21 protein-coding genes and 1 tRNA gene are annotated in these 17,259 nt (G+C 69.2%); 16 read left to right on the top strand and 6 right to left on the bottom strand.

Features of this window, described 5'->3' with window-relative positions; translation table 11 throughout:
* The first annotated feature begins 51 nt into the window (after positions 1-51).
* The 9 genes from G5T42_RS10265 to G5T42_RS10305 all read left to right on the top strand — a co-directional run bounded on the left by G5T42_RS10265 (position 52) and on the right by G5T42_RS10305 (position 6,632).
* Positions 52-124 (top strand) — tRNA-Trp (locus G5T42_RS10265).
* A 45-nt stretch (positions 125-169) separates the two neighbouring features.
* Positions 170-445, top strand: a complete 276-nt coding sequence (secE, locus tag G5T42_RS10270; protein ID WP_165128256.1) for a preprotein translocase subunit SecE — start codon at positions 170-172, stop codon at positions 443-445.
* 67 nt (positions 446-512) lie between these two features.
* The gene (gene nusG, locus G5T42_RS10275; protein ID WP_165128258.1) at positions 513-1,724 is read left to right on the top strand and encodes a transcription termination/antitermination protein NusG; all 1,212 of its coding nucleotides are present in this window, start codon (positions 513-515) and stop codon (positions 1,722-1,724) included.
* A 103-nt stretch (positions 1,725-1,827) separates the two neighbouring features.
* Entirely contained in the window at positions 1,828-2,259 is a 432-nt protein-coding gene (rplK, locus tag G5T42_RS10280; RefSeq protein WP_141883998.1) for a 50S ribosomal protein L11, read from the top strand.
* A 14-nt stretch (positions 2,260-2,273) separates the two neighbouring features.
* Positions 2,274-2,963: a 50S ribosomal protein L1 gene (rplA, locus tag G5T42_RS10285; RefSeq protein WP_165128260.1), complete on the top strand. Its 690-nt coding sequence runs from the start codon at positions 2,274-2,276 to the stop codon at positions 2,961-2,963.
* 196 nt (positions 2,964-3,159) lie between these two features.
* Positions 3,160-3,978: an amino acid ABC transporter substrate-binding protein gene (locus tag G5T42_RS10290; RefSeq protein ID WP_165128262.1), complete on the top strand. Its 819-nt coding sequence runs from the start codon at positions 3,160-3,162 to the stop codon at positions 3,976-3,978.
* Positions 3,979-3,989: 11 nt separating this feature from the next.
* Entirely contained in the window at positions 3,990-4,667 is a 678-nt protein-coding gene (locus tag G5T42_RS10295; protein ID WP_277601749.1) for an amino acid ABC transporter permease, read from the top strand.
* A complete protein-coding gene (locus G5T42_RS10300; protein WP_165128264.1) occupies positions 4,654-5,457 on the top strand; it encodes an amino acid ABC transporter ATP-binding protein in 804 nt (267 codons plus the stop codon). The genes G5T42_RS10295 and G5T42_RS10300 overlap by 14 nt, the downstream gene beginning before the upstream one ends.
* A gap of 128 nt (positions 5,458-5,585) precedes the next feature.
* On the top strand, positions 5,586-6,632 hold the full coding sequence (locus tag G5T42_RS10305; protein ID WP_165128266.1) for a DUF561 domain-containing protein: 1,047 nt from the start codon (positions 5,586-5,588) through the stop codon (positions 6,630-6,632).
* A 67-nt stretch (positions 6,633-6,699) separates the two neighbouring features.
* On the opposite strand, the gene G5T42_RS10310 is transcribed toward G5T42_RS10305, so the two are convergent.
* Positions 6,700-6,984, bottom strand: a complete 285-nt coding sequence (locus G5T42_RS10310; protein ID WP_165128268.1) for an acylphosphatase — start codon at positions 6,982-6,984, stop codon at positions 6,700-6,702.
* An 80-nt stretch (positions 6,985-7,064) separates the two neighbouring features.
* Between G5T42_RS10310 and G5T42_RS10315 the strand changes: the two genes are divergently transcribed.
* The gene (locus G5T42_RS10315; RefSeq protein WP_165128270.1) at positions 7,065-7,418 is read left to right on the top strand and encodes a DUF1801 domain-containing protein; all 354 of its coding nucleotides are present in this window, start codon (positions 7,065-7,067) and stop codon (positions 7,416-7,418) included.
* A 6-nt stretch (positions 7,419-7,424) separates the two neighbouring features.
* Here the strand turns inward: G5T42_RS10315 and G5T42_RS10320 are convergent, their stop codons facing one another.
* Positions 7,425-8,150: a LysE/ArgO family amino acid transporter gene (locus G5T42_RS10320; protein WP_165128272.1), complete on the bottom strand. Its 726-nt coding sequence runs from the start codon at positions 8,148-8,150 to the stop codon at positions 7,425-7,427.
* A 61-nt stretch (positions 8,151-8,211) separates the two neighbouring features.
* Between G5T42_RS10320 and G5T42_RS10325 the strand changes: the two genes are divergently transcribed.
* On the top strand, positions 8,212-9,123 hold the full coding sequence (locus tag G5T42_RS10325) for a LysR family transcriptional regulator ArgP (protein WP_165128274.1): 912 nt from the start codon (positions 8,212-8,214) through the stop codon (positions 9,121-9,123).
* Between the two features lie 15 nt (positions 9,124-9,138).
* Here the strand turns inward: G5T42_RS10325 and G5T42_RS10330 are convergent, their stop codons facing one another.
* The 3 genes from G5T42_RS10330 to G5T42_RS10340 form a co-directional block, all read right to left on the bottom strand.
* A complete protein-coding gene (locus tag G5T42_RS10330; RefSeq protein WP_165128276.1) occupies positions 9,139-10,167 on the bottom strand; it encodes an NADP-dependent oxidoreductase in 1,029 nt (342 codons plus the stop codon).
* A 179-nt stretch (positions 10,168-10,346) separates the two neighbouring features.
* Complete coding sequence (locus G5T42_RS10335) at positions 10,347-10,805, bottom strand: MarR family transcriptional regulator (RefSeq protein ID WP_165128278.1); 459 nt, start codon at positions 10,803-10,805, stop codon at positions 10,347-10,349.
* An 11-nt stretch (positions 10,806-10,816) separates the two neighbouring features.
* Positions 10,817-12,547, bottom strand: a complete 1,731-nt coding sequence (locus G5T42_RS10340; protein WP_165128280.1) for an MDR family MFS transporter — start codon at positions 12,545-12,547, stop codon at positions 10,817-10,819.
* 146 nt (positions 12,548-12,693) lie between these two features.
* On the opposite strand from G5T42_RS10340, the gene G5T42_RS10345 reads away from it, so the two are divergent.
* Positions 12,694-13,194 carry a 2'-5' RNA ligase family protein gene (locus tag G5T42_RS10345; RefSeq protein ID WP_165128282.1) on the top strand — a complete coding sequence of 167 codons (501 nt, stop codon included), beginning with the start codon at positions 12,694-12,696 and terminating at the stop codon, positions 13,192-13,194.
* An 18-nt stretch (positions 13,195-13,212) separates the two neighbouring features.
* Here the strand turns inward: G5T42_RS10345 and G5T42_RS10350 are convergent, their stop codons facing one another.
* Complete coding sequence (locus G5T42_RS10350) at positions 13,213-13,875, bottom strand: YqaJ viral recombinase family protein (RefSeq protein ID WP_165128284.1); 663 nt, start codon at positions 13,873-13,875, stop codon at positions 13,213-13,215.
* A 102-nt stretch (positions 13,876-13,977) separates the two neighbouring features.
* On the opposite strand from G5T42_RS10350, the gene G5T42_RS10355 reads away from it, so the two are divergent.
* The 4 genes from G5T42_RS10355 (at position 13,978) to rplL (ending at position 17,186) form a co-directional block, all read left to right on the top strand.
* On the top strand, positions 13,978-14,613 hold the full coding sequence (locus G5T42_RS10355) for a 4a-hydroxytetrahydrobiopterin dehydratase (RefSeq protein WP_165128286.1): 636 nt from the start codon (positions 13,978-13,980) through the stop codon (positions 14,611-14,613).
* A 386-nt stretch (positions 14,614-14,999) separates the two neighbouring features.
* Positions 15,000-15,875, top strand: a complete 876-nt coding sequence (locus tag G5T42_RS10360; protein WP_165128288.1) for a hypothetical protein — start codon at positions 15,000-15,002, stop codon at positions 15,873-15,875.
* A gap of 363 nt (positions 15,876-16,238) precedes the next feature.
* Complete coding sequence (rplJ, locus tag G5T42_RS10365) at positions 16,239-16,754, top strand: 50S ribosomal protein L10 (RefSeq protein ID WP_165128290.1); 516 nt, start codon at positions 16,239-16,241, stop codon at positions 16,752-16,754.
* Between the two features lie 42 nt (positions 16,755-16,796).
* Positions 16,797-17,186: a 50S ribosomal protein L7/L12 gene (gene rplL, locus G5T42_RS10370; RefSeq protein WP_165128292.1), complete on the top strand. Its 390-nt coding sequence runs from the start codon at positions 16,797-16,799 to the stop codon at positions 17,184-17,186.
* Positions 17,187-17,259 lie beyond the last annotated feature (73 nt).

Here is a 17,259-nt window from a genome sequence, read left to right on the forward strand (position 1 = left end):
AGTGACAGGACACGGCGGACGAGTGCGGGCATCCGAGGCCTCAGGGTCTCTAGGGCGGTAGCTCAATTGGCAGAGCAGCGGTCTCCAAAACCGCAGGTTGCAGGTTCGATTCCTGTCCGCCCTGCGCGTCAGCTCGAGCTGGCACACGGAAGGTAATCAGGTGGGTTCGATGGTTCAAGACGAGCCGAAGGGCGAGGTCGTCGCCAAGTCAGAGGCGACCGCACCCCGCGAGAAGAGGCTGGGCTTCTTCGCGCGCATTGCGCTCTTCATCCGTCAGGTGTTCGCCGAGCTTCGGAAGGTCGTCACCCCGACCCGCCAGGAGCTCGTGAAGTTCACGGCGGTCGTTCTCGCATTCGTCGTCGTCATGATGGCGCTCGTCTACGGCCTCGACCTGCTGTTCGTCTGGCTGACGACCGTCGTCTTCGGCGTGCCGGCTGGGGCTTGAGCATCCACCTGGATCGCGACGCGGGCGGGGACGAAGCATCCCGAGCCCACGAACGGAAGTGAACGAAGTGTCTGAAAGATATGTCGACGACGCCGATTGGGCGACGGCTGCCGAGCAGTCCTCCGAGGACGACGAAGCCCAGGAGGGCAACGTCCTGGCCTACGAGGAGCACTCGGTCGAGCCGGCCGAGCACACCGCTCTGCACGTCGTGGATGACTCCGACGACGACGAGGACCTCGCCGACCTGGACGACATCGACATCGACGACCCGGAGGCCGACGCGATCGTGAACGATGCACTGAATCTTGACGAGGCGGCCGAGACCGAGGCCGCCGCTGAAGTCCTCAACGACTCCATCGCCGAGGAGGTGGCCGACCGCGAGGCCGCCGCCGCCGAGGATGTCGCGCCCTACGACGGCCCCGACGTGAACGGCGAGCCGGACGAGCCCGTGCTGAGCGAGGAGTTCCGTGCCGAGCTCGCGGAGGCCGAGGACGAGGTCGACGAGACCGAGGCATCCGTCTCGCCCGCCGACGCCGCCGAGGCGTCCGTCGACGTGGACGCCGCCGATGACGAGACGGGGGACGGCGAGTACGCCGTCGGCTCCGCCGCGGACGCCGCTGACGTCGACGCGGACGCCGAGGAGTCCGACGAGGACGAAGACCCGTACGAGGCTTTCCGCGCCGAGCTGCGCACCCTCCCGGGCAAGTGGTACGTCATCCACTCCTACGCCGGTTTCGAGCGCAAGGTGAAGGCCAACATCGAGCAGCGCAAGTCGACGCTCGAGGTCGAGGAGGAGATCTACCAGATCGAGGTCCCCATGGAGGACGTCGTGGAGATCAAGAACGGCCAGCGCAAGATGGTCACGCGCGTCCGGATCCCCGGCTACGTCCTCGTGCGCATGGAGCTCAACGAAGACACGTGGTCGGTCGTGCGTCACACGCCGGGCGTCACGGGCTTCGTCGGCAACGCGCACAACCCGACGCCCCTCCGCTTCGAGGAGGCCTTCAACATGCTGAAGAGCCTGGTGGAGATCAAAGAGACCGTGCCCGCCAAGGCCGGCGCCGCCAAGAAGGGCGCCGCGGCCGCTGCCCGCGTCATCCCCGCCGAGGTCGACTTCGAGGTGGGCGAGACCATCACGATCAAGGAGGGCTCGTTCGCGGGTCTTCCCGGCACGATCAGCGAGATCAAGCCCGAGAGCGGCAAGCTCACGGTCCTCGTCTCGCTCTTCGAGCGCGAGACCCCGGTCGAGCTGTCGTTCGACCAGGTCACCAAGCTTTAAGACTTCCTGGGGCTCGTCCCCGGGGGAACCGCTGCTCGGAGATGCCGAGTGTGCGGGAGAACGGATCGCCGCGAGGCATCCGCTCGATGGAAAGGAAAGAAGAATGGCACCGAAGAAGAAGGTGACCGGCCTGATCAAGCTTCAGATCAACGCCGGTGCAGCCAACCCGGCGCCGCCGATCGGCCCCGCGCTCGGTCAGCATGGCGTCAACATCATGGAGTTCTGCAAGGCGTACAACGCCGCGACGGAGTCGCAGCGCGGCAACGTCATCCCCGTGGAGATCACCGTCTACGAGGACCGCAGCTTCACGTTCATCCTGAAGACCCCGCCGGCCGCCGAGCTCATCAAGAAGGCCGCAGGCCTTCAGAAGGGCTCGAAGACGCCGCACACGGTCAAGGTCGGCAAGCTCACCAAGGAGCAGGTCCGCCAGATCGCCGAGCAGAAGCAGCCCGACCTGAACGCGAACGACATCGAGGCCGCCTCGAAGATCATCGCCGGCACCGCCCGTTCCATGGGCATCACGGTCGAGGACTGAGGGGAGTAGGGAAAATGGCTACCAAGTCCAAGGTCTACGAGGCCGCGGCGACGAAGATCGACCGCGACAAGTTCTACACGCCGTCCGAGGCTGTCGCCCTCGCGAAGGAGACCGGCTCGAAGAGGTTCGACTCGACAGTCGAGGTCGCGCTGAAGCTCTCGGTCGACCCCCGCAAGGCCGACCAGATGGTGCGCGGCACCGTCATCCTCCCGCACGGCACCGGCAAGACGGCGCGCGTCATCGTCTTCGCGACGGGTCCGGCCGCCGAGGCCGCGATCGCCGCGGGCGCCGACGAGGTCGGCGGCGCCGAGCTCATCGAGAAGGTGGCGGGCGGCTACACGTCGTTCGACGCGGCCGTCTCGACGCCCGAGCTCATGGGCCAGGTCGGCCGTCTGGGCAAGGTGCTGGGTCCCCGCGGACTCATGCCGAACCCGAAGACCGGCACCGTGACCCCCAACCCGGCCAAGGCCGTGGAGGAGATCAAGGGCGGCAAGATCGAGTTCCGCGTCGACAAGCACGCCAACGTGCACTTCGTCGTCGGCAAGGCGTCCTTCTCGCAGGAGCAGCTCGACGAGAACCTGAAGGCCGCGATCGACGAGATCGTCCGCCTGAAGCCGTCGAGCTCCAAGGGCCGATACATCCAGAAGGGTGCGGTGTCGACCACGTTCGGCCCCGGCATCCCGCTGGACGTCAACTCGTTCTGACGCTCACCGACTCACCGAAGAGGCCTCGCCACACGGCGGGGCCTCTTCGGCTTCCCGCCCTGGGACCGACCGAGCTTCCGAAGTCGAGCGGAACCGTCGCACAGCGTAATCGAATCCGTCCCCGCGCCACCGCCGGGGTTACCGTTGACGCTTCGCCCACGGGCGAACGCACCGACACAGCATCTAGGAGATCTTCATGTCCCGCCGCCGCGCCATCGTCCTCACCGCGCTCGCCGCAGCATCCGTCGCCTTCCTCACCGCGTGCAGCTCGGGCAGTGCTGCGCCCGCGGCTTCGAGCGGAGCGGCCGCCGACGACGACTTCGGCCTCGTGACGCCCGGCACGCTCACCGTCGCGACCGAAGGCACGTACCGCCCCTTCAGCTACCACGACGAGGGCTCAGGCGACCTCACCGGCTACGACGTCGAGATCATCCAGGCGGTCGCCGACAAGCTCGACCTCGACATCCAGTTCCAGGAGACCCAGTGGGACGCGATCTTCGCGGGCCTGGACGCGGGTCGCTTCGACGTCATCGCCAACCAGGTGTCGATCAACCCCGAGCGGGAGGCGAAGTACCTCTTCAGCGAGCCGTACACGGTCTCGCCCGGCGTCATCGTCGTAAAGGACGGCGACGACTCGATCAAGAGCTTCGACGACCTCGCCGGCAAGACGACGGCCCAGTCGCTCACGAGCAACTGGTACGAGCTCGCCCAGAAGAGCGGCGCGCAGGTCGAGGCCGTCGAGGGCTGGGCTCAGGCCGTCGCGCTCCTGCAGCAGGGTCGCGTCGACGCCACGGTCAACGACAACCTGACCTTCCTCGACTACGAGAAGACCAACGGGCCGACCGGCCTGAAGATCGCCGCCGAGACCGACGACAAGGCCGAGAACGCGCTCGCCTTCACGAAGGACAAGCAGGCTCTGGTCGACGCCGTCGACAAGGCCCTCGACGAGCTGCGCGCGGACGGCACTCTCGCGCAGATCAGCGACAAGTACTTCGGTGCCGACGTCTCCCAGTGATCATTGAGGCTGTGACAGGTCCCGCGGCGACGCCGTGGGACCTGTTCCTCAGCTCCTTCTGGCCCATCACGCTCGCGGGCCTGACGGGCACCATCCCGCTCGCGGTCATCTCCTTCGTGGTGGGGCTCGCCATCGCGCTCGCGATCGCGCTCATGCGCATCTCGCGCAACCGCGTGCTCTCGAACATCGCGCGCTTCTACGTCTCGGTGATCCGCGGCACGCCGCTGCTCGTGCAGCTCTTCGTGATCTTCTACGGCCTGCCCTCGATCGGCGTCGTCCTCGACCCCTGGCCGAGCGCGATCATCGCCTTCTCACTCAACGTCGGCGGCTACGCGGCCGAGATCATCCGGGCCGCCGTGCTCTCGGTCCCGCAGGGGCAGTGGGAGGCCGCGTACACGATCGGGATGCCTCGGCGCACGGCGCTCGCCCGCATCATCCTGCCGCAGGCTGCCCGGGTGTCGGTGCCACCGCTGTCGAACACCTTCATCTCGCTCGTGAAGGACACGTCGCTCGCATCGCTCATCCTCGTGACGGAGCTGTTCCGGCGGGCGCAGGAGATCGCGGCCTTCAGCCTCGAGTTCATGGTCATCTACCTCGAGGCTGCGCTGATCTACTGGCTCTTCTGCCTCGTGCTCTCCGCCGGGCAGGGTGTCCTGGAGAGGAGACTGGATCGCTATGTCGTCCACTGAGGATCCGCTCGCGCCGTCCGCCCCCACGGACGACACACCGCTGCTGCACGCCCGGGGGCTCCGCAAGAGCTTCGGCGCCCACGAGGTGCTGAAGGGCATCGACTTCGAGCTGCGTCGCGGAGAGGTCGTCGTGCTCATCGGGCCCAGCGGCTCCGGTAAGACGACGGTGCTCCGCTCGCTCAACGGGCTCGAGACCCCTGATGCCGGGACCATCGCTGTCGACGGCGGTCCGACCATCGACTTCGCGTCACCGGTACGGCCGGTCGACCGCTTCGCCCTGCGCGATCGCTCGGCGATGGTCTTCCAGCACCACAACCTCTTCCCGCACCTCACCGTGCTGCAGAACGTCATCGAGGGACCCGTCCGCGTGCAGAAGATCCGCAAGGCGGATGCGATCGCTCAGGCGGAGGCGCTGCTGGACCGGGTCGGCCTCGCCGAGAAGCGCGACATCTACCCGTTCCAGCTGTCGGGCGGACAGCAGCAGCGGGTCGGGATCGTCCGGGCCCTCGCCCTCCGCCCCGACCTCCTGCTCTTCGACGAGCCGACGAGCGCTCTCGACCCCGAGCTCGTGGGCGAGGTGCTCAAGGTCGTCAAGGAGCTCGCCGACGAGGGCTGGAGCATGGTCGTCGTGACCCACGAGCTCGGCTTCGCGCGCGAGGTCGCCGACGAGGTGCTCTTCCTCGACGGCGGCGTCGTGGTCGAGCGGGGGCATCCCTCGCAGGTCTTCACCGCCCCCAAGGAGGAGCGCACGCGCCGCTTCCTCGACCGGCTGCTGCGACCTCTGGATTGACGGATGCCGCGGCCCGCGCCGCGGTGCCGGGCGGCCCGCAGCGGTCGAGCGCCGGGTGCACGTGGGTCCGCGATTCTGCGGCCGTCGTTCTGACGACGGCACCGCCTCGGGCGAGTAGCGTCGAAGGCATGTCGCGCGCACTGCAGGACCTCCTCGGGATCGATGAGCCGATCGTGCTCGGACCGTTCGGCGGGCTCTCGTCGGTGACGCTGACCGTCGGGGTGAGCCGGTTGGGCGGTCTGGGGTCGTACGGGCTCTACGGCTACACGCCCGAGCGGATCCACGAGACCGTCGCGCAGCTCCGGGCGGCGACGGACCGGCCGTTCGCGGTCAACCTCTGGCTGCCGACGGGCGATGAGGTCACGCCCTCCGCCGTCGAGCTCGGCCCGGCACTCGCCGCCGCCGCGCCGCTGTTCGAGGCGGCGGGTGTCGAGGCGCCCCGCCCTCCGGCGGCCTTCCTCCCTCCGATCGGAGATCAGCTGCAGGCGGTGCTGGATGCCGCGCCCGCCGTGCTCTCTGTTGTGTTCGGAGTCCCGGAGCCGTGGCTCGTCGAGGCGGCGCGCGCGCGAGGCATCCGTCTCGTCGGAACCGCGACGAGCGTCGCCGAGGCCCGCGAGCTCGACGAGGCGGGCGTCGACGCGATCGTCGCGACAGGGGCCGAGGCGGCCGGCCACCGGGTCTCGTTCCTCCGCCGCGCGGAGGACTCGCTCGTCGGCACGTTCGCGCTCGTGCCGCAGGTCGTCGACGCGGTCGGGGTGCCGGTGATCGCGGCCGGGGGCATCGCAGATCGGCGCGGGGTCGCTGCCGCCTTCGCGCTCGGGGCCGCGGGCGTGCAGGTCGGGACGGCCTTCCTCCGCACGCGGGAGTCCGCGGCGACCGACGCGCACCGCGCCGCGATCGGCTCGTCGACCGACACCGAGACCGTGCTCACCCGCGCGATGAGCGGACGGCTGGCGCGAGGCATCCCGAACACCGCCATGCGGACGATCGAGACGTCGGGGGTCATCGCGCCCTTCCCCGCGCAGAACTGGCTGACGGGTGTCTTCCGCGCAGCGGCGGCGGCGAAGGGCGACGGCGAGCTGCTCTCGCTGTGGGCCGGCCAGGCGGCGGGGCTGGCCACCCGCGACACGGCGGCGGAGGTCTTCGCCGAGCTGCGCGCCGGCGTCCCGGGCTGACGCTGTTCCGTCGCGGCGGAAGGTTCCTGTCGAGCGCCGGCAGCGCCGCACGCGTGCAGACGCCGGCTCAGGAGGTCGGCAGCACCTCGAAGCCTTTCTCGGCGGACGCGCCCCGGCGCGAGGCATCCGTCACCTCCGCGTTCGAGACCCGCGCACCGGGTGGGCCCTCGGCCATCCACGCCAGCACTTCGTCGACCCGGTCGTCCTCGCCCTCGAACTCCGCCTCGACGCGGCCGTCGCGGCGGTTGCGCACCCAGCCGGTGACTCCGGCCTCGCTCGCGACGATCTTCATCGTGTAGCGGTAGCCGACCCCCTGCACATCGCCCGAGATCAGGACGTGGACGCGTCTCATGCCTCCATCATGCGGTGCGGTGGCGACCCCGTCACGGAATCGGGTGGTCGAGGGCGCCGGGCGGATGCCAGGATGCCTGCATGGGAACCGTGGACGACTACCTCGCCGAGCTCGCACCCGAGGACCGTGCCGCGGTCGAGCGCGTCTATGCGATCGCACGCGACGAGGTGCCCGGGGCCGAGCAGGGGACCGGCTACGGCATGCCGGCGCTCGTCTACCGCGGCAAGCCGCTGCTCTCGGTCAAGCGCACGCAGAAGCACATCGGCATCTACCCGTTCAGCCCTGAGGCCGTGTCGGCCGTCGCGGATGCTGTCGCGGGAGTGCCCGAGACCGGTCTCGACAAGGGGACGGTGCGGTTCCAGCCGGGTCATCCGCTGCCGGACGACCTCGTGCGCGCGCTGGTCGTCGCGCGCAAGGAGCAGATCGAGCGCTGACCCGCGTCAGTGCGGCAGCACGAGCGAGACGCCGAGCACGATCATCACGACGGCGATCACGGCGTCGAGGACGCGCCATGCGCGCGGCGTCGACAGCCAGCGGCTGAGGTAGCGGGCGCCGAAGGCGAGTCCGAAGAACCACACGACGCTCGCGGTCGCTGCCCCGAGTGCGAAGAGCCAGCGGGCGTCGTGCGTATTGGCGACCGTGCCGAGCAGGAAGACCGTGTCGAGGTACACGTGCGGATTGAGCCACGTCAGGGCGAGACACGTGAGCACGACGGGAAGCGCCGCCGTTCGGGCGGCCGTCTGCACGACGTGCCGCCGACTCGCCGGGCCTTCGGTCGTCTGCGACGGCGTGTCCTGAGCTGGTCGTGCGGACGGTGGCTCGTGGGCCGGTCGTGCGGACGGATCGACGGATGCCTCGGCTCCGACATCGAGCACGTCGCCACTCGGACGCCACGCCCGCTTCGCCGCGAGCAGCCCGTAGGCGATGAGGAACGCCGCGCCGGCCCAGCGCACGGCGTCGATGAGCCACGGCACGGCCTGCAGCACGAAGCCGACCCCCGACACGCCGAGCACGATGAGCACCGCATCGGAGACCGCGCAGATCGCCGCGACGAGGAGGACGTGCTCGCGGCGGATGCCCTGGCGCAGCACGAACAGGTTCTGCGCGCCGATCGCGACGATGAGCGAGAGGCCGAGGCCGAAGCCGGCGAGCACGGAGGAGAGCACGCTTCGACGCTATGCGCCACGTCTTCTTCAGTCCAGCTCATGGATCTTCAGTCGCATTAGCATGGCTGATGTGCGGATCCCGTTCGAACTGGCCGAGACCCTGGCCGCCGTCGTCGACGAAGGATCGCTGGATGCCGCGGCCCGCCGCCTGCACGTGACGCCTTCCGCCGTCAGCCAGCGCATCAAGTCGCTCGAGGAGCAGCTCGGTCGTGTCGTGCTGGTGCGTGCCAAGCCCGCGCGGCCGACCGAGGCCGGTGCGGCCGTCGTGCGACTGGCCCGTCAGACGGCGCTCCTCGAACAGGACGCGCTCGCGGTGCTCGGCGTCGACGAGGAGGGGAGCGCGCTGGTCTCGGTGCCGCTCGCCGTGAATGCGGACTCCCTGGCGACGTGGTTCCTCGCGCCGCTCGCGAAGCTGGCGGCGAGGCATCCCATCGTCTTCGAGCTGCACCGCGACGACCAGGACTTCACCGCCGCACTCCTGGAGTCGGGGACGGTGATGGGAGCCGTCACCTCGCGGGCGACGCCCGTCGCGGGCTGCCGCGTCAGCCCTCTCGGCGTCATGCGGTACGAGGCGGTCGCGACGCCCGCCTACGTCGCCCGCTGGCTTGCGGGCGGCGTCACCCCCGCCGCGCTCGAGACGGCACCGCTCGTGGACTTCGACCGCCGCGACGACCTCCAGTCCCAGTGGCTCGCGGCGCAGGGGGTGGATGCCGCGACCCCGCCCCGCAGCTACGTGCCGGCGTCGAACGACTTCGCGACGGCGATCAAGCTCGGCCTGGGCTGGGGGCTGCTGCCCGGGTTCCAGTCCTCGGCCGAGCTCAGCGACGGCCGTCTCGTGCGGCTCGGCGGTCCGCCGATCGACGTGCCGCTCCACTGGCAGCAGTGGAATCTGCGCTCGCCGCTCCTCGACGCGATCGCCGACGAGTTCGTCACGGTCGGCCGGCGCGTGCTTGCCGGGATGCCGGCGGGCTGAGCCGAGGCATCCGTCTCAGTCGTCGCTCACGCGTAGCACGATCTTGCCGCGCGTGTGCCCCTCCTCGAGGGACTCGTGGGCCGCGCCGGCGTCGGCGAGATCGAAGACCCGTTCGATGAAGACCTGGATCGCGCCGGAGTCGAGCAGTCGCCCGACCGTCGCGAGGGCGCCGCCGTCGGGGATGACCCGGTAGCTCGTGGCGCGCACTCCCGCCGCCGCGGCGGCTTCGGCATAGCCCGGGAAGGAGTGCGTCGGCACGACGATGTACAGCCCACCCGGGCGGATCACGCCGAGCGACCGCGTGCCGGTGTCATCGTGAACGTCGCCGACGAGGTCGATCACGACGTCGACGTCGGCGATGACGTCCTCGAACCGCAGGGACGTGTAGTCGATCACGGTCGCCGCCCCGAGCTCCCGCAGCCACGCGGCGTTGCGCGCCGAGCCGGTCGCCGTGACATGCGCGCCGAAGTAGTGCGCGAGCTGCACGGCGAAGTGGCCGACGCCGCCGCTGCCCGCGTGGATCAGGATGCGCTGACCCTCGTGCGCATGCGCCGTCTCGACGACGAGCCCCCACGCGGTCAGCGCGGCCAGCGGCACGCCCGCGGCCTCGACGTGCGACAGCGACGCGGGCTTGCGCGCGACCGACAGCGTCGGGACGACGGCGTACTCGGCATACGAGCCGCCCGTGCGCGGGAAGGCGAGCATGCCGTACACCTCTGTGCCCGCGGGGAAGGGGTGCGAGTCGTACGGCGATTGCACGACGACACCGCTGAAGTCGAAGCCCAGCGTCGCTGGGTAGCCCGCGATCGCCCCCGATACGCCTCGGCCGGCACGCGTCTTCGCGTCGGTCGGGTTGACCCCGGCGGCCACCACACGCACGAGCAGTTCGGTCAGCACGGGGCTGGGGACGGGGACGGATGCCTCGTGCAGCACCTCGGGCGCCCCCGTCTCGTCTATCACGACGGCCCGCATGACGTCGGGCGGATCGTCCACCGGCACGAGCGTGGCGGAGGCGGAGGTGGATCGCAGCGGCCGGGATCGCATCGGTCGCTCCTTCCCGTGCATGGCGGCGTCGGCAGCACTGGTGCCCTGGTGTGATCCAGTCAACCGCTGGATTGTCTCGCCCGTGTTACGCCTCTGCTACCAGGTCGAGAAGCCTGATGCGGCACCGCCGACAAGGCGAAGAGCCCCGCGGCATCCGCGGGGCTCTTCGTCTGTGCGTCTCAGGGAGTCGTGCCCGAGGTGAGGGCGTGCAGCAGGTGCGTCAGCCGCTCGATGTCGGCCAGGCGCCAGTTCTCGAGCGAGTCGGCCAGCGCACTCTCGCGCGGATGACGCGCCGCGGCGAGCCGCTCAAGGCCCTCCGGCGTCGGCGAGAGGAGACTCGACCGGCCGTCGGTCGGATCGGGAGTGCGCACGACGAGCCCCAGGGCCTCGAGCTCGCGCACCGTGCGGCTGATCTGCCCCTTGTCGCTCATGAGCGACTCCGCGAGCGCCGAGATCGTCACGCTCTCGCGTCGGACGATCGTCGTGAAGACCTTGTAGGCGCCCGGCAGCATGCCGGGACTCACGCGATGCGCGTTCTCGACGATGACACGCCGGAACTGCGTGATGAGCTCACCGAACTCCGCCTCGAGGGCCCGCACCGCTTCGGTGCGGGCCTCTCGGGCGTCCGTCTCGGCCATCGCGATCGACATTAGCGTCGAGCGGATGCCGCTGCCGAGGCATCCGTCGCCTCGTCGTCGTCCGAGCCGGCACCGTCCACCGTCGAGACGGTGGCCGTCGCGGTGAGGGTGTCCATGCCCTCGGCGACCGAGACCGTGGCAAGGTCGGCCTCGCTCGCCTGGATGCGCTCGCTGGTCGTCATCTTGGTGAGCGGCTTGTTCGGCAGGAACAGGACGGCGATGAGGCTCACGACCGCGAAGGGCACGGCGATGAGGAACGAGTGCGAGATGCCCTGGGCGTAGATGTCCTCGAAGATGACCCGGACGACCTCGGGCATAGCCGAGACCTTCGGGAGCGCACCGCTCTGGAGCTGCTGCGCGACCTCGGCGCCCTGCGCTCCGAGGCTCACGATCGCGGCGGTGAGCCTGTCCTTCGCGTCGCCGAGAAGGTCGGTGACGCTCGCGGCGAGGGCGGCTCCCATGATCGAGACGCCGATCGTGCCGCCGAGGCTGCGGAAGAACGTGACGCCCGAGCTCGCGACGCCGATCTCGGTCGGCTTCGAGGTGTTCTGCACGACGAGCACGAGGTTCTGCATGGTCATGCCGACGCCGGCGCCGAGCAGGAACATGTAGACCGAGACGAGGGCGAAGTTCGTGTCGTAGTGGATCGTCGAGAGCAGGTACGAGCCCGCGATGAGCAGCACCGAGCCGACGATGAGGTACGGCTTCCACTTTCCGAAGCGCGTGATGAGCGCGCCGACGCCGATCGATGCGAGCAGCAGACCCGCGATCATCGGGATGGTCATGAGGCCGGCCTCGGTCGGCGTGGCGCCGCGAGCGAGCTGCATGTACTGGCTGAGGAAGACCGATGCCCCGAACATCGCGATGCCGGTCGCGACCGACGCGATGACGGCGAGCGTGAAGGTGCGGTTGCGGAACAGCGTGAGCGGCACGAGCGGCTCCTTCGAGCGCAGCTCGACGATGATGAACAGCGCCGTCGCGACGATCGCACCGCCGACCATGAGGATCGTCTCGGTGCTCCACCACTCGAACGAGTCGCCCGCGAGCGTGATCCAGATGAGGAGGAGCGAGACGGCCGTCGACAGCAGGATGATGCCGAGGTAGTCGATACGGGCCTTCTTCTTCGGGCGCTTCGGCAGGTGCAGCGTCCGCTGCAGGATGATCAGTGCGAGCACCGCGAAGGGGAGCGCGACGAAGAAGTTCCAGCGCCAGCCCAGCGTGTCGGTGATGACACCGCCGAGGAGCGGGCCTCCGACGGTCGCCACGGCCATGACGGCGCCGAAGAGACCCATGTAGCGGCCGCGCTCACGCGGGCTGATGATGTCGGCCATGATGACCTGGCTGAGAGCGGCGAGCCCACCGGCGCCGATGCCCTGGACGGCACGGAAGGCGATGAGCATGCCGGGGTCCTGGGAGAAGCCCGCGGCCGCCGTCGCCAGCACGAAGATCGCAATGGCGATCTGAATGAGCAGCTTGCGGTTGAAGAGGTCGGCGAGCTTGCCCCAGATCGGGGTGGAGATGGCGGTCGTCAGAAGGGTCGCCGTGACGACCCATGTGAAGGCGGCCTGGTCGCCGTCGAGGTCGTGCACGATGACGGGCAGCGACGTCGAGACGACCGTCGAGGCCAGCATCGACACGAACATGCCGAGGAGGAGGCCGGAGAGGGCCTGCAGCACCTGGCGGTGGGTGCGCTTCTCTCCGGACGTGGCGACCGACCCGGTCGCGGTGGAGGACGTGGTCATGGAGATCCTTCTGAAAGGAGGGGAAAGGGATTCGAGCGCGGCGACGGCGGCGCGAAAGTTGATGAATGTCAACTATATGTAAGTCGTTGACATCTGTCAACTATTCCCGCGTCCGCGATTCGTGTCGCGCGGCGGAGGATGGGGGGATGTTCAGCGTCGAGCTCCTCCTGGATCCCGGCTCGGAGCGCGCGGTGCGCGACGAGTGGACACGGCTCGTCGAGGCGGGACTGCCGAGCGCCGGGCGGCAGACCGCTCCGAGCAATCGGCCGCACGTGACGCTCGCCGTGCGGGAGAGGGTGGATGCCTCGACCCTCTCCTCCGTCGCGGACGCTCTGCCGCTGGAGATCGAGCTCGGGGGCATGCTGCTCTTCGGGCGCGACCGCTTCGTCCTCGCACGGCAGGTGATCGTCTCGGCTGCCCTCCTCGAGCTGCACCGGGAGATCGCGCGGATCGTCGGGCCACCGGAGCCGCACTACGCCAACACGGGGCCCGATCACTGGACTCCGCATGTGACCCTGGCGCGCCGGATGTCCGCGCCGCAGGTGGCGCAGGCGCTCGAAGCGCTCGACGCGCGACCGATCGCAGGTCAGGCGACGGGCCTGCGCGTGTGGGACGCGACCGCGAAGACCGTGACGACCCTCCGGTGAGGCAACGTGCGGTGCGGGTCAGTCGGCCAGAGCCAGGGCGCGGAAGGGCTGACGCGGAGCCTCGGGCTGCGGCATCCGTCCCGCGTCTTTCGCACGGCTGAGGAGGTGCCGGCGGTGCAGCTCGTCGATGAGCAGAGTGGCGAGCCGCACGAGCTTGGCGATCTCGGCTTCATCGCGGTCGACCCAGGCGCAGCGCGGTTCGTCGTCGACGGGGACGAAGTCGCTGTGCTCCTCCCACGCGACGAGCGTCCGCTCGGCGCCGAGCACGTGCTGCTGCCACCACACCTGGCGCAGGTAGGAGCGCGGGATGCTGCGCCATTCCTTGTTGGTCGTCTTGATCTCGGCGAGGATCACGCGCCCGCCGTGGTCGAGGCCGATGCCGTCGGGAGTCGCGAGGTGGCGCTTCTCGACGACGGCGTGGAAGAGGGCCGTCGAGGGCTGGATGCCGTGGGTCGCCGCGACCCAGCGGGCGATCTCGGGCTCGCGCACACGGCCGTGCGCCGTGTAGGCGTTGCCGGAGAAGCCCGACCCCATGAGCTTGGCGTCGGCGGCGCGGGGGATCGCGTTCGCCGACGTGAGGGTCGCGACATCCGTTGCCGTGATGCCGCGCGACCTCGCCCGCACCCACGCGACCCGATCGCGGGAGTCCGCGACGATGCGAGCGGCGAGTTCGGGTGTCACGTCATCCACCGTACGCCGCGTCGCCGACGTGCACCGACCTGCCACGCCCGGGCCGTCCGCAACGGGGTTGCGGTGTCGGCACGAGGTGGAAGAGTCGGGCGCATGGACACGATCAGTGCAGCGGATTTCCGTGCGGCAGCGGGTGCAGACGGGTGGCGCGCCGGCGCGAACGGAGCCCACATCACCTACACCACCCGGAACTTCGCGACGGGTGCCCGGCTCTTCTCGGCCATCGCCGCTCTCGCCGAGACGGCGGACCATCATCCGGACGTCGACGTGCGGTACCGCCAGGTCAGCGTGCACCTCTTCACGCACTCCGCGAACGGGCTGACGCGGAAGGACGTCGCGCTGGCCCAGCAGATCGCCGCGGCAGCGCGCGACCTCGGCGTCGAGGTGGACGTCACGACCCCGCAGCGGCTCATGCTCGCGATCGCGACGGAGGACCCCGCGGCGATCATGCCGTTCTGGAAGGCGGCCACGGGCTACGACGCGATCAGCGACACGGAACTGCGCGACCCCTCCGGCCGCGGTCCGCTCATCTGGATGCAGAAGATCGACAAGCCGCTGCGCGGGCGCTCGCACCTCGACATCGTCGTGCCGCGAGACGAGGCCGAGGCGCGTGTCGCGGCCGTCCTCGCCGCCGGCGGCACGATCGCCGACGACAGTCAGGCGCCGCGGTGGTGGACGCTCTCCGACGCCCACGGCCACAAGATCGACATCACGCCCTCGCGCAGCTGACCGAGCGCCTCGTTCCTTGCTCTTCGTCCCCTCGCTCTTCGTGCCTCCCTCCGGCGTCGAGTACGTACGTCCTCGCCGAGAGCACAGGTTCTTGAGGTCAGCACCCTGTGATCTCGGCGAGTGCGTACGTTCTCGCCGAGCACAGATCGGGAGGTAGACGAGTACGGTCGGCTTGGTCGGCTGGGTCCTGCACAAGAGGGCGGCGGCCAGGCATTGTTCACAGATCGAATCCTCGACCTTGGCGGCAAGCGTGGGTCCGAGAGTTTGTGAGGATGGGACGGCACCTCTCACCCTCGGAAGCACGTGCGTCAGTTCGGACGCGGGCGCAGTTGCAGGACAACGGGTGGAGCGATCGGGCGATCCGGCGAGCGGTCGAATCGGGCCGGATGCGGCGGCTGCAGCGCAACAGGTACGTCCTGCAGTCGCTGTGGGACCAGCTCTGGCCGGAGTCGCGTCACCTCCTCGAGGTGGTCGCAGTGCACAGCGAGATGCGGGAGGGCGGCGGAGTGCAGTCGTACGTGTCCGCGGGCGCTGCGCACGGTCTGCCGCTCTACCGGTGCACGCCAGCACGAGTGCACGCGACCTTCCCTCCCACCGCCCGGTCGACGAGCAGACCGGGACTCTTCCGTCACTGCGAGCCGCTTCCCGAGGAGGATGTGGAGGTGCGTGACGGCATCCCGTGCACAACTCTCGCGCGCACCACTTCCGACGTCGTCCGAGTCGTCGGCCGCGATACCGCCGTCGCCTTCGCCGATGCCGCACTGCGCCGCGTCTCCGTCGTGGGGCGGCGGTACGATTCCGCCGCCGCCGAACAGTGGCGGGCTGGGATGCTGGAGCGCATCGCCCGAGCACGAGGTGCGCGCGGCATACGCCAAGCCGAAGAGGTGATCCGCTTCGCCGACGGCCGGGCTGAGCTCCCCGGCGAAAGCGTCACGCGACTCCAGCTCGCCCGTCTCGGATGGACCCGGTTCGAACTCCAGGTGCCGATCGCCGCACCGGGCGGCGGGGAGTACTTCGTAGACCTCGAGATCGAAGACGCCCGTACTTTCGTCGAGTTCGACGGTCAAGGGAAGTATCTCGACGAGTCGATGCGCTCCGGCCGCTCACTCGATCAGGTGGTTCTCGACGAGAAGCGCCGCGAGGACTGGATCCGCGGCGTGACACAGAAGCGTCTGGTCCGGGTCGAGGGTCCGCACATAGAGACGACCGAAGCGCTCGCGGCGCGCCTCGCCGGCTTCGGCATCCTGCTTCCCTCTGAGTGAGCCCTCCGCCGTGCGTCGAGTACATACGATCCCGCCGAGTTCACACGTTCTTTCCGCGCACCTCGTGTGGTTTCGGCGACTACGTACGATCTCGACCAAACGGGGTCGGGGATGGATTTGGGGAGGGGAGAGGCATCCCGTAGACTGGTGACAAGCCGAAGACCGCCGGTCATCGACGTGCGCTTGCGCACCGAGATCGAAGCACTGCGAATGCAGGGCCTGCGCAGGTGTACGAACGAACTTCCTGGATCAGGAATGAAGCTCCGTGCGCTTGCGCCGGAGCTTTTCTCATTCGCAGGGCGACTGGGTGCCTCGGCCGACGCCCCGCCACCGCGGAGCGTCTCGTACACACAAGGAGTGGCCATGGCGCAGAAGGAAGCATCGGTCGCCGAGCTCACGAAGAACTTCGAGGACTCGACCGCCGTTCTGCTGACCGAGTACCGCGGTCTGACGGTTGCCCAGCTCAAGGAGCTGCGCAACAGCATTCGTCAGGACGCGGAGTACGCCGTGGTGAAGAACACGCTCACCAAGATCGCCGCGAACAACGCGGGGATCACGTCGCTGGACGACGACCTCAAGGGTCCGTCGGCCATCGCGTTCGTGCACGGCGACCCGGTCGCCGTCGCGAAGGGTCTGCGTGCCTTCGCCAAGGCACACCCTCTTCTCGTGATCAAGGGCGGTTTCTTCGACGGAAACCCCCTGAGCGCGGACGAGGTCAACAAGCTCGCCGACCTCGAGAGCCGTGAAGTCCTGCTGGCGAAGCTCGCCGGTGCGATGAAGGCCTCGCTGACCAAGGCGGCATACGTCTTCAATGCGCTTCCGTCGAAGGCCGTCCGCACGGTCGACGCGCTGCGCGAGAAGCAGGAGTCCGCGGCCTGATAAGGGCCCGGCTAGGCACAACCCCAATCAAGGAGAATCATCATGGCAAAGCTCAGCACTGAGGAGCTGCTCGACGCGTTCAAGGAGCTCACGCTCATCGAGCTCAGCGAGTTCGTCAAGGCGTTCGAGGAGACCTTCGACGTCACCGCCGCCGCCCCCGTCGCCGTTGCCGCCGCTGGCGCGCCGGCCGGTGGCGCCCCCGCCGAAGAGGTCGAGGAGAAGGACTCGTTCGACGTCATCCTCGAGGCCGCCGGCGACAAGAAGATCCAGGTCATCAAGGTCGTCCGCGAGCTCACCTCGCTCGGCCTCGGTGAGGCGAAGGCCGTCGTCGACGGTGCTCCCAAGGCCGTCCTCGAGGGCGCCAACAAGGAGACCGCCGAGAAGGCTCAGGCCGCCCTCCAGGAGGCCGGCGCGACGGTTACCCTCAAGTAATCTCGCTCTCGCGAAGCACGAAGGCCCCGGGTACCTCGGTACCCGGGGCCTTCGTCATGGCATCGTCGCCGGA

Origin of the sequence: Microbacterium sp. 4R-513 (genome assembly GCF_011046485.1) — a bacterium.
Taxonomy (GTDB): Bacteria; Actinomycetota; Actinomycetes; order Actinomycetales; family Microbacteriaceae; genus Microbacterium.